Raw genomic sequence first — 11366 nt, forward strand, 5'->3', positions numbered from 1 at the left:
CGCGGGGTTCTGCGCACGGGGACGTCGCGCCGAGGCCTCGCGCTCGCGACGCCGTCGGCGTCGGATCAGCGGGTCAGGACCGCCCGCCTCACCAGGAGAACTCCTCGGCGTGCAGGTGCTTCTGTGAGAGTCCCGATGCCTCGGCGTCGGCGAACAGACTCTCGACCCACGCCGTCGGCCCGCACGCGTAGACGTCGGCGTCGGCGATGTCGGGGACCAGCTCCGCGATCCGGACAGGGTTCTCGGCGGGGCTCCACCCGTCACCGCGGGGGCCCGTGAGAACGTGCACACGGGCGCCTCGTTGCTCGGCGATCGCGATCACCTCGTCCAGGTGGGGCGCCTGCTCGATGCTGGACGCACGGGCGATGACCGTGCAGCGACCAGGATCGATGTCGGCGGTCTCGAGGAACGCCAGGATGGGCGTGATGCCGATGCCCGAGCCGGCCAGCACGAGGTGGTCGCCCGTGCGGGTCTTCTCGGTGAACACGCCGAGCGGCCCCTCGACCATCACCGTGGTGCCGATCTTGAGCTCGTTCATGCGCGCCGAGTGGTCCCCGAGCGGCTTGACCGTGATGCGCATCCAGCGGTCCAGCGGGGCGCGCGACAGCGAGTACGGATGCGCCTCGCCCCACAGGTCCTTCTGCAGGAAGCGGAAGAGGAAGAACTGGCCGGCCTCCGGCCTCATCCGGAGCAGGTCGCGCCCCGTCAGGGTGATGACCGTCGAGCCGTCGGCGAGCGTGTCGATCGCGGCCACCGAGATGCGGTGCCGGAAGTACCGCACCAGCGGGCGGACCACGCGGTACGCGATCAGCCCTCCCACCGCCACGGTCCACAGCGTGAGCCAGTACCACCAGGCGAAGTCCATGGCCATGAAGGTCTCGCCGTCGGTGAACTGATGCGGGATGGCGAGGCCGACCGCGATGTAGCTGAAGATGTGGACCGCGTGCCAGTTCTCATACCTCCAGCGCGAGCGGACCAGCGCGAGCGAGGTCACCACGACGATCGTGAGCACCGCGAACCCGGCCCACGCGAGGAACATCGGGCCGCCGTACGCGACGATCAGCTGCCACGTCTGGTCCCAGATCCCGGTCTGGGTGGGCAGCGCGTAGCCCAGCACCAGGGTGACGATGTGCGCGAGCATGACCAGGAAGCCCATGCGTCCCAGCTGCCCATGAAGGCGCGCCGCGCGGTCGTGACCGACCACGCGCTCGACCACCGGCATGCGCGCGATCAGGATGAGCTGGCCCATGATCATGGTCGACGCGACGATCCCGGTGATGCGGCCCATGGTGACGAGGAACCCGGAGAGCGACGTCACGTCGACGGTGCCCGAGGAGAGCATGAAGGCGAGCGAGCCCACCCCGACGAGCCAGAGCGCGGCCTCGACGGAGTCCTTCCAGCGGCTGCGGCGGGCGGCCCGCCGGCGGCGCTCATCGCGCTTGCGGCGCGCCTCCTCCTGCCCGGTGGCGGGGACGGCCCAGCTCAGCGAGGTCATGCCAGACCCGCCGCCTGCATCGCGGAGAGCACGGCCTCCTCGACGCCCTCGGACGTGTAGCTCGCGCCGGAGATGTAGCCGACGTCGGTCGACTGCGCCTCGAGGATGGCGTCCTCGAGCTGGGGGATCGCGTACTCGTTGATCTGCTGCGACTTGTGATCGGCCTCGCCGTCCTGCAACCAGGTGATGGCGGTCATGACGCCGTCCACCACCGTGATCTCGGCCTGGAAGTTCCCGTACCTCGTGGTCACGGCGGAGCCGTCGAACGTACCCGAGACGCTGGTCGTCGAACCCGTCGAGGTATCGGTGGACGCGTCCGTCGACGTGTCGGTCGAGGTATCGGTGGAGGTGTCCGTCGAGGAGCCGGTCGAGCTCTCCGTCGACGAACTCGCCTCCGGCGTGGCCTCGGTGGTGGCGGTCGAGTCGCTGGTCGTCGTCGAGTCCGACGTGTCGAGGGTGGCGGCCTCGGCGGTGGAGGTGGTCGTCGACTCTCCGCCGGAGAAGAGGCCCGACCCGCTGGCGGCGCCGGCCGTCAGCAGCACGGCCGAGAGGCCCGTGACGATGATGCCTGAGGATCGCTTCATGACACCAATATCACCGCCTGCCCCTGAGAGGACTCACAGGCGGACCTCAGAGTTCGCTGGGACGCGGCGGGGTCACACCAGCGCGCCGCGCAGCATGACGTGCCGCGGCGACGCGAGGGCGGCGATGTCCACCCGCGGATCGGCAGCGTAGACCACCAGGTCCGCAGGCTCGCCCTCCTCGAGCACGGGGGCGCCGAGGAAGGCCCGTGCGCGCCATGAGGCGATCGCGACCACCTCGTCCGCGGGGATGCCGGCCTCGACCAGCAGCGCAGCCTCGTCCGGCAGCACCCCGTGCCCGATGGTGCCGCCCGCATCGGTCCCGACCAGGAGGGGGACCCCGGCCTCGTGCATCGCGCGGACGTGGGCGAAGCGCCGCTCGTGCATCGCGCGCATCCGGGCGGAGTAGGCGGGGAACTTCTCGGCACCCTGCTCGGCGTAGCCCTCGAAGTTCGCCACCTGGAGCAGCGTCGGGACCACCGGGATGCCGCGGCGCACGCACTCCTCCACGTGCTCCGGCTGAAGACCGGTGCCGTGCTCGATGCAGTCGATCCCGCCGTCGAGCAGCGCGTCCGCGGCCTCGGTCGCGAAGGTATGGGCGGTGACCCGCGCGCCTTGCTCGTGCGCGGCGGCGATACCCTCCGCCAGCACGTCGGCGGGCCACAGCGGGGTGAGGTCGCCGGCGTCGCGGTCGATCCAGTCGGCGATGATCTTGACCCAGCCGTCGCTCTTGCGCGCCTCCTCCGCCATCACCGCGGGCAGGTCGGAGACCTCGATCTCGCGGGCGTAGTACCGGAGGTACCGCTTGGGGCGCGCGATGAATCGCGCGGCGCGGACGATGCGCGGGGCGTCGGCGACGGCGTCGAGGAACCGGGTGTCGGTGGGCGAGCCCGCGTCGCGGATCAGCAGCGTGCCGGCGTCGCGGTCGACCATCGCCTGCTTGAGCGCGAGATCGCGGTCCACCTCGCCCCCGCTGTCGAGTCCCACGTGGCAGTGGACGTCGACCAGCCCGGGCACCACGACGCCGTCCAGGGTCGCCGTGACCGGGGCCGCGGGCTCGCGGTAGGTGATGCGGCCGTCCACCACCCAGGCACCGTCGCGGACGTCTCCGTCGCCCGCGAGGACCGGTCCCGAGAGGCGGATCGCCACGTCAGCGGCCCAGGTACTTGCCGAGACCCTCGCCGAGCGAGGCGCGGTCGACCTCCTGCGGCGCCGGCTGCCCGATCCCGAAGGCGGAGCCCGCCTGCTGCGAGGGACCGTTCACCGCCCGATCGCGGGCGGCCGCCTCCTGCTGGGCGCGCTTCGCCGGGTTGCCGGACTTGCCCTTCACCTTGCGCTGCGGGGCCTGCTTGCCCTTCGACTTCTTCCCGCCGGGGAGACCGCCGAAGGCGCCCGGGCCCCCGCCGGCGCCCGGCATCGCGGGCATGCCGCCGCCCCGCGACATCGCGCGCATCATCTGCTGCGCCTGCTCGAACCGCTTGATCAACGAGTTGATCTGGGCGACCGACGTGCCGGATCCCGCGGCGATGCGGGTGCGACGCGAGCCGTTGAGGACCTTGGGGTTCTCGCGCTCGAGCGGCGTCATGGACTGGATGATCGCCTCGGTGCGCACCAGCTCGCGCTCGTCGAAGTTCTCGATCTGGTCGCGGACCTGGCCCATGCCGGGAAGCATGGTGAGCATCTTCTTCATCGAGCCCATGTTCTTGAGCTGCTGCATCTGCGACAGGAAGTCCGCAAGCGTGAAGTCCTCGCCCTTGCTGACCTTCTCCGCCATGCGCTCGGCCTCGGCCTGGTCGAACGTGCGCTCGGCCTGCTCGATGAGCGTGAGGATGTCGCCCATGTCGAGGATCCGCGACGCCATCCGGTCCGGGTGGAAGACCTCGAAGTCGTCGAGCTTCTCACCCGTCGACGCGAACATGATCGGGCGGCCCGTGACCTCGGCGACCGACAGCGCGGCACCGCCGCGCGCGTCGCCGTCGAGCTTGGTGAGCACCACGCCCGTGAAGTCGACGCCCTCCTGGAAGGCGGTCGCGGTGGCGACGGCGTCCTGACCGATCATCGCGTCGATGACGAACAGCACCTCGTGCGGCTCGACCGCCTTGCGGATGTCGCCGGCCTGACGCATCAGCTCCTGGTCGATGCCGAGCCGGCCCGCGGTGTCGACGATCACGACGCTGTGCTGGCGCTGCTCGGCCTCCTTGAGACCCTTCTTCGCCACCTTGACGGGATTGCCGCGCGGGCGCTCGTCCTCGCGGGTCACGCCCGGCTCGGGTGCGAACACCGGCACGCCGGCGCGCTCGCCGACCACCCGGAGCTGGGTGACGGCGTTCGGGCGCTGCAGGTCCGCCGCGACGAGCAGCGGCGTGTGGCCCTGCTGCTTGAGGTGATGGGCGAGCTTGCCCGCGAGCGTGGTCTTGCCCGCGCCCTGCAGACCCGCCAGCATGATCACGGTCGGGCCGTTCTTCGCGAACCGCAGCGGGCGGGACTCGCCGCCGAGGATCGCGATGAGCTCCTCGTTGACGATCTTGACGACCTGCTGTCCGGGGTTCAGGGCCTGCGAGACCTCGATCCCGAGCGCGCGCTCGCGGATGTTGCCGGTGAACGTCCGCACCACCGGCACGGCGACGTCGGCGTCGAGCAGCGCGCGGCGGATCTCGCGGATGGTGCCGTCGATGTCGGCCTCGGAGAGGCGACCCTTGCCCCGCAGATTGCGGAACGTCTCTGTCAGGCGATCGGAGAGGTTGGCGAACACGGAAATCCCTTCACAACGTGCGCACCAGCCTACCGTCCCCCACCGGCCTCCCCCGTGGCCAGCGCCCGCCGGGCGCGATCGGTGAGCGAGTCGATCAGCTGCGCGCGCCAGGCCGTCCACGCCTTCGGGCCCGCCGCCTTGGAGTCGGCCTCGGTGAGCGCCCGGAGCAGCTCGAGCAGGTCCGCGCGGTGGTCGACGGCCTCGAGCAGGCGCGCCACCGTCTCGGGGGCCTCGGGGTCCTTGGTGGTCGCGAGCGACGCGAGCGTGAGGTGCTCGCGGACGAGCCTCTCGAGGTCCGCCGCAGAACCCTCCGACAGGCCCATGCGGGAGGCGATGCGCGGGATGAGCGCCGCGCCGTCCATCGAGTGGTCGGTCGCGCCGGCGCGCTTTCCGATGTCGTGGAACAGGGCGGCCAGCAGCAGCAGGTCCAGCTGCGGGACGCCGCGACGGTGCCGTCCCGCGAGCACCACGGCCTCGAGGTTGTGCCGGTCGACCGTGAACACGTGGATCGCGCTGCGCTGCGGACGGTTGCGGACCCCGTCCCACTCGGGGATCCACCGCACCACCTGGCCCCAGAGGTCGACCGCCTCCCAGACGCCGACCAGGTGAGAGCTGGAACGGAGCAGGTCGCGGAGGTGCTGGCGCGCCTCGGACGGCCACGGCTCGGGAAGGTCGGGGGCGCGGCGCATCGACTCGAGCAGCGTCGGCGTGAACGTCAGCCCGGTGGTAGCGGCGACGGCGGCGGCGCGCAGCGGGAGCAGCGCGTCCTCCTCGACGGGGTGATGCGGCGCCAACGCGAGCTCGCCGTCGACGTCGATCAGGCCGGGAGCGACCGAGACATGGCGGGGCGCGGCCGCGCGCCGGCGCGCCAGGAACGCGCGGCTGCCGACGCCGGACCGCTCGAGGGAGCGGCGCGCGCCGCGCTCGGTCGTGTCCAGCGCGAACGCGACCGTCCGCCCGGCCTCGGCCAGACCGGCCAGGAGGTCGTCGGGGTCGTCGAAGCCGACCCGCTCCGCGACCTCCGGCGCCAGGTGGCGGCCCAGGACGTTGACCGCGCGGCCCGACTCCATCTGGATCGCGTCGCGGACGTCCATCAGGAAGTCGCCGGCGGCGTCGACGGCGCCGTGCGGGCGGTCGGTCAGCCAGGTGGCGGAGAGCGCCGTGAGGCTCGTGAAGTCGCGCATCCCGCCGCGCGCCTCCTTGAGGTTCGGCTCGATCAGGTACGCCAGCTCGCCATGCCGCTCGGCGCGGGCGCGCGAGGCCGCCAGGAGGTCGGGCAGACGCTTGCGCGACGCCGCGCGCCAGTCCTGGTAGATGTAGGTGCGAGCCTGCTGGATCACCTGCTCGTCACCGGCGATCGCGTGCAGGTCGAGCAGCCCGGCGGCTGCGGCGAGGTCCTTCTGCGCCACCTGTCGGCACTCCGTGAGCGTGCGGGTCGAGTAGTCCAGCTCGAGACCCTCGTCCCAGATCGGGTACCAGAGGCTCTGCGCGAGGTCGGCGACGGTCTGCTTCGCGTGGGTCGATCCGTCGTGCAGGATCACCAGGTCCAGGTCCGACGCCGGACCGAGCTGGTTCCGGCCGAGCGACCCCACGGCGCCGAAGGCGATCCCCGACTCCAGGCCCGGGGCGTGCTGGAGCCAGTGCTCGCGGAGCCGCGCGAGCACGAACGCGGTCAGCTGCTGGCGCCGCTCGCGACCGGGGACGTTCTCGGCATAGAGCTTCTCGGCGAGCTCCCGGCGGACGCGCTTGAGGTCCCGCACCCCCAGGGGGTGCGGGACCTCAGCGTCGGAGCCGTCACGTGCAGGGACGTCACGGCCCGACATGGATGGAGCGGAGTCCCTTAGAGGGCGTCCGCGCCGTGCTCGCCGGTGCGAACACGCGCGACGTCGTCGACGGGGACGACCCACACCTTGCCATCGCCGATCTTGCCGGTCTGCGCGGCCGAGACGATCGCCTCGGTCACGGTGGCGGCGTCGGCGTCGTCCACGAGGACCTCGAGACGGGTCTTCGGGACCAGGTCGACCGTGTACTCGGCGCCACGGTAGACCTCGGTGTGGCCCTTCTGGCGGCCGTAGCCGGCAGCCTCGGACACGGTGACGCCCTTGACGCCCGCGGCCTCGAGGGCCGCACGGACCTCGTCGACGCGGTGGGGCTGGATGATTGCGGTGACCAGCTTCATGGTTACTTGACCTCCTCGTAGGCGGTCTCGCCGTGAACGGCGAGGTCGATACCCGACACCTCAACATCCTCGCTCACACGGAGACCCATCGTGTACTTGATGAGCAGACCGATGATGAGCGTCGCGATCGCCGAGTAGACGATCGTGACGGCCGCAGCCGCGGCCTGGACGCCGAGCAGGGTGATGCCGCCGCCGAAGAACAGGCCGGCGTCGCCGTTGATCGCCTCGGTGGCGACCAGGCCGATGGCCAGGGTGCCCCAGAGGCCGGACACGAGGTGGACGCCGACGACGTCGAGCGAGTCGTCGTAGCCGAGCTTGTACTTGAGGCCGACCGCGAGGGCCGAGAGCACACCGGCGAAGAAGCCGATGATGATGGCGCCCCAGGTGTCCACCGACGCACAGGCGGGGGTGATGGAGACCAGACCGGCGACCACACCGGAGGCGGCACCGAGCGAGGTGGCCTTGCCGTCGCGGATCTTCTCGGTGATGAGCCAGCCGAGCATGGCGATCGCGGTGGCGACGGTGGTGTTGACCCACGCGACGGCCGCGTAGCTGTCGGCGGCGAACGCCGAACCGGCGTTGAAGCCGAACCAGCCGAACCACAGGAGCGCGGCGCCGAGCATGACGAACGGCAGGTTGTGCGGACGCATGGGCTCCTTGCCGAAGCCCTTGCGGATGCCGAGCAGGAGGGCGAGCACGAGGCCCGCGACACCGGCGTTGATGTGGACGACCGTTCCACCGGCGAAGTCGTACGGGCCGGGCAGGTCCGCGAAGAGCGGGCCGCCGCCACCGAGGAGCGCGTCGAAGCCCTCACCGGCGGTACCGGTGCCCCACACCCAGTGGGCGACGGGCGAGTAGACCAGGATGACCCAGAGGAACGCGAAGACCAGCCAGGAGCCGAACTTCATACGGTCCGCGACCGATCCGGAGATCAGGGCCACGGTGATGATCGCGAAGGTGGCGCCGAAGCCGGCCGCGATGATCGCGCCGGCGTCGCCGGACTCGAGCGTCGCGATCATGCCGAAGTCACCGAACGGGTCACCGAACAGGTTGTTGACGGTCTCGCCACCACCCGAGATCGAGTAGCCGAACAGGACCCAGGCGAGCACGCCGACGCCCATGGCGCCGAAGCTCATCATCATCATGTTCAGGACGGACTTGCTTCGCGACATGCCGCCGTAGAAGAACGCCAGTGCGGGCGTCATCAGCAGCACCAGCGAGGCCGAGACGAGGAGCCAGCCGACTGCTCCCACGCCATCGGCGTATGCCATTGCGTCTTCCATTGGTTGTCTCTCCTTTTCGCTAGCCCTCCGGCTAGTCAACGATGAGACTTCCCTAGAACTGTTACCCCTGAACGACCTCCGTGTTTCCGAACGGTTACATCAGGGGGTCAAGCGTAAAAGGTGTGTTGCATGACCATGCAGAGAGGAACGATGCGGACATCTCGCGCGTCCTCGCGACGGCTCACCATGCCGCGTCGACGAGCCAGCGACCGTCGACGCGCACGAGGTCGTAGGTCCATTCCTCGGTGTCGCTGGTGCCGTCCGACCATGTGACCTCCTCGACCGCGGTCAGACGGGCCTCTCCCCCGTCGACCTCGAGCGCGGTGATCTGCATCGACCACGACGGGAGGTCCGCCTCCGTGAACGGCTCGCCCATCTCGGCGCAGTACTCGTCGGCGCTGCCGCCGCGGTAGGCCGCCGTGGTGAGGGCCGCCTCGGCCGCGCAGTCGTTCGCGTACCAGGCGTCGAGATAGTCCGCGTAGGCGTCGGCGACCGCGCGCTCGTCCGCGGAGGCCACCGCCACCGGCGCGCCCGTCGCGTCGGAGGCCTCACCCGCGCCGATCAGGGCGGGGACCAGCACGAGGGCGACCACCACGCCGACGCCGACCACGAGCGCGATCGCCGCCGCGGCGACGCCGATCCACAGCCCCGTGCGGCGGGCGGGGCGAGGCGCGACGGCCGGCTGCTGCACATGCTCCGTCCACGCGGAGCCGTCCCACCAGCGCAGCGCGCCGTGACCGTCCGGATACCAGCCGGGTGCAGGGCTCTCGCTCACCGGGGCGTCACTCGATCCACTCGAAGTCGGACACCCGCCAGCCGGCGTCGGTCAGGACGAGCATGTACGCGGTGGTCGAGTCCGAGGTCCACCCGTCGCCCCAGTCGACCGTCTCGAGCAGCGTGACCTCGGCGGCGTCGGCCCCGACCGACTCGTCCAGCACCTCGGCGCCGACGAGCACGGGCTCGTCACCGGTGGGCTCGATCCCCTCGCAGTAGTCCTCCTCGGACATGCCCCACGTGCGCTCCTCGGAGCTGAGACGGTGCTCGGCGATGCAGTCGTTCGCGTTCCATGCGGCGACCCAGGCGATCGCGACCTCCGAGGGCGACGAGTCGGCGGTGATCTCCGCGATCTCGAGCGCAGCCGCCGGCTCGACGGTCTCCTCTGCGGCGCCGGCGGCGGTCGCGTCCGCGGACGGCTCGGCACCGCCGCTCGCGCTCGCGACGCTCGTGGGAGCGGGTGCCGCCGCGGTCGACGAGCCCAGTCCGGTCAGCGTCGGCACCAGCATCAGCCCGATCCCGGCGAGCGCGAGCACGCCGGCCACGACGAGCGCTCCGATCTGGCCGCCGCTGAGGGGCCGTGCGGCGGGCGCGGCTTCCGCCGCGACCGGGAGCACCTGGGTCGGCGCCGGCTCGGCGGGAGGCGCGGGGTCGTGGGTGTGCTCCGTCCAGGCCTGGCCGTCCCAATACCTCAGCAGCCCGGATCCGTCCGGATACCAGCCAGGATCAACGTTCACCATGCCCCCTCAGCGCGTGTCTGCGTGCATCGTGGCGGGGGGCCCATGACGCTGTCAACCCGGTGTGCGGTCAGTCACCCAGGAGCGAGTCGACGAAGCCGTGAGGATCGAACGGCGCGAGGTCGTCGGCCCCCTCGCCCAGGCCGACGAACTTCACCGGCACGCCGAGCTCGCGCTGCACGGCGAGGACGATGCCGCCCTTGGCGGTGCCGTCGAGCTTGGTGAGGACGATGCCGGTCAGCGGCGCGACCTGGCCGAAGACCCGGGCCTGGGTGAGACCGTTCTGCCCCGTGGTCGCGTCGAGCACGAGCAGCACCTCGCGCGGCGGGCTCACCTTCGACACGACGCGGACGATCTTCCCGAGCTCGTCCATCAGGCCCTGCTTGTTCTGCAGGCGGCCCGCGGTGTCGACGAGGAGGACGTCCACGGAGTCGTCGCGGGCACGGTCGGCGGCCTCGAAGGCCACGGAGGCGGGGTCGGCACCGTCGGCGTGCGCGCGCACCACCGGCACCCCGACGCGTGCACCCCAGGTCTCGAGCTGGTCCGCGGCGGCGGCGCGGAAGGTGTCGGCGGCGCCGAGCACCACGGTGCGGCCCTCCGCCACCAGGACGCGCGCGAGCTTGCCGACCGTGGTGGTCTTCCCGACGCCGTTGACGCCGACGACGATCACCGCGTCGGTCTCGCCGCGGCCGGGCTCGCCGAACGCCAACGTGCGGTCGAGGCCCGGGTCGACCACGTCGAGCAGGGCGGCGCGCAGAAGCTCGCGCGGCTCGGCCTCCGGGTCGGCGCGCAGACGGGCCCGCAGGTCCGCGAGCAGCGCGTCGGAGGCCGCGGCTCCGACATCGGCGAGCAGCAGGGTCTCCTCGAGCTCGTCCCAGTCGTCCTGGGTGAGGGCGCCGCGGCGGAAGATGCTCAGCAGCGACGCGCCGAGCCCGCTGCTGACCCGGCGTCGGAGCCGAGCGAAGCGATCCTCGACGCGCTCGGGAGACTCGGCCGTCGCGACGGCGGGCCCCGCATCGTCCTTGGGCTCGAGCTCGACCGCGGGCGCCTCGGGTGCGGCCGAGGGGGACGTGGGCGGAGCGGGTCGCGGCGGCGCCTGACGCGTCCTGCCGATCAGCGCGGCGGCCGCGCCACCGAGCACGACCAGACCGGCCACCACCGTCACGATGAGGTCGTTGTCACCTGGGATCCACGAGACGTCCATGGACGCAGTCTCTCAGGTCGGAAGGGAGCAGGGAACGCCCCCGCCGGCTCAGCGTCCGGAGACCTGCAGCTCCCGGGTCTGCGGGCGACCGAGCTTGTCGACGACGTCGAGCGACGCCTCCGGCCGGTCGAGCTCGTCGAACAGGTGCTCGCGCACGGGGCGGCGCTCCTCGACCCCGAGCAGGATGCGGATGACGCGCTGGCCCCGGCCCTCGGCGGCGAAGGCGGCGACGATGACTCCGGCGGCGATGAGGCCGGCGACGATGAGGGTGCCCTCCATGTGGCTGAACATCGACTCTCCAAGCTGTGACGACCACTCGGTCGGTGCTGACATGTGCGTTCCCTCGGGAGGAATTGTCACC

11 protein-coding genes are annotated in these 11366 nt (G+C 71.5%); all 11 read right to left on the minus strand.

The features are described 5' to 3' along the window. Positions 1-88: 88 nt before the first annotated feature. The 11 genes from QQX10_RS04315 to QQX10_RS04365 all read right to left on the minus strand — a co-directional run bounded on the left by QQX10_RS04315 (position 89) and on the right by QQX10_RS04365 (position 11296). A complete protein-coding gene (locus tag QQX10_RS04315) occupies positions 89-1495 on the minus strand; it encodes a ferredoxin reductase family protein (RefSeq protein ID WP_301118452.1) in 1407 nt (468 codons plus the stop codon). Further along, the gene (locus tag QQX10_RS04320) at positions 1492-2079 is read right to left on the minus strand and encodes an FMN-binding protein (protein ID WP_301118453.1); all 588 of its coding nucleotides are present in this window, start codon (positions 2077-2079) and stop codon (positions 1492-1494) included. The genes QQX10_RS04315 and QQX10_RS04320 overlap by 4 nt, the downstream gene beginning before the upstream one ends. A 72-nt stretch (positions 2080-2151) precedes the next feature. Then, a complete protein-coding gene (locus QQX10_RS04325) occupies positions 2152-3225 on the minus strand; it encodes an amidohydrolase family protein (RefSeq protein WP_301118454.1) in 1074 nt (357 codons plus the stop codon). 1 nt (position 3226) lies between these two features. Continuing rightward, positions 3227-4828, minus strand: coding sequence for a signal recognition particle protein (ffh, locus tag QQX10_RS04330; RefSeq protein ID WP_301118455.1), 1602 nt, complete (start codon positions 4826-4828; stop codon positions 3227-3229). Positions 4829-4857: 29 nt separating this feature from the next. Then, a complete protein-coding gene (locus QQX10_RS04335; protein ID WP_301118456.1) occupies positions 4858-6651 on the minus strand; it encodes a [protein-PII] uridylyltransferase family protein in 1794 nt (597 codons plus the stop codon). Between the two features lie 17 nt (positions 6652-6668). After that, positions 6669-7007, minus strand: a complete 339-nt coding sequence (locus tag QQX10_RS04340) for a P-II family nitrogen regulator (protein ID WP_042215355.1) — start codon at positions 7005-7007, stop codon at positions 6669-6671. Between the two features lie 2 nt (positions 7008-7009). After that, positions 7010-8278 carry an ammonium transporter gene (locus QQX10_RS04345; RefSeq protein ID WP_301118457.1) on the minus strand — a complete coding sequence of 423 codons (1269 nt, stop codon included), beginning with the start codon at positions 8276-8278 and terminating at the stop codon, positions 7010-7012. A 193-nt stretch (positions 8279-8471) separates the two neighbouring features. After that, positions 8472-9065, minus strand: a complete 594-nt coding sequence (locus tag QQX10_RS04350) for a DUF2510 domain-containing protein (RefSeq protein WP_301118458.1) — start codon at positions 9063-9065, stop codon at positions 8472-8474. Positions 9066-9072: 7 nt separating this feature from the next. Continuing rightward, a complete protein-coding gene (locus QQX10_RS04355) occupies positions 9073-9801 on the minus strand; it encodes a DUF2510 domain-containing protein (protein WP_301118459.1) in 729 nt (242 codons plus the stop codon). A 70-nt stretch (positions 9802-9871) separates the two neighbouring features. Continuing rightward, positions 9872-11005, minus strand: coding sequence for a signal recognition particle-docking protein FtsY (gene ftsY / locus QQX10_RS04360; RefSeq protein WP_301118460.1), 1134 nt, complete (start codon positions 11003-11005; stop codon positions 9872-9874). A gap of 48 nt (positions 11006-11053) precedes the next feature. Next, positions 11054-11296 (minus strand): hypothetical protein, encoded by a 243-nt coding sequence (locus tag QQX10_RS04365; RefSeq protein WP_301118461.1) that lies wholly within the window; start codon positions 11294-11296, stop codon positions 11054-11056. Positions 11297-11366 lie beyond the last annotated feature (70 nt).

Origin of the sequence: Demequina lignilytica (genome assembly GCF_030418305.1) — a bacterium.
Taxonomy (GTDB): domain Bacteria; phylum Actinomycetota; class Actinomycetes; order Actinomycetales; family Demequinaceae; genus Demequina; species Demequina lignilytica.

What these genes read in the sequence shown, in the direction of transcription:
- QQX10_RS04315 (WP_301118452.1), bottom strand. Translation starts at nt 1,495, where the DNA reads ATGACCTCGCTGAGCTGGGCCGTCCCCGCCACCGGGCAGGAGGAGGCG.
- QQX10_RS04320 (WP_301118453.1), bottom strand. Translation starts at nt 2,079, where the DNA reads ATGAAGCGATCCTCAGGCATCATCGTCACGGGCCTCTCGGCCGTGCTG.
- QQX10_RS04335 (WP_301118456.1), bottom strand. Translation starts at nt 6,651, where the DNA reads ATGTCGGGCCGTGACGTCCCTGCACGTGACGGCTCCGACGCTGAGGTC.
- QQX10_RS04340 (WP_042215355.1), bottom strand. Translation starts at nt 7,007, where the DNA reads ATGAAGCTGGTCACCGCAATCATCCAGCCCCACCGCGTCGACGAGGTC.
- QQX10_RS04345 (WP_301118457.1), bottom strand. Translation starts at nt 8,278, where the DNA reads ATGGCATACGCCGATGGCGTGGGAGCAGTCGGCTGGCTCCTCGTCTCG.
- ftsY (WP_301118460.1), bottom strand. Translation starts at nt 11,005, where the DNA reads ATGGACGTCTCGTGGATCCCAGGTGACAACGACCTCATCGTGACGGTG.
- QQX10_RS04365 (WP_301118461.1), bottom strand. Translation starts at nt 11,296, where the DNA reads ATGTTCAGCCACATGGAGGGCACCCTCATCGTCGCCGGCCTCATCGCC.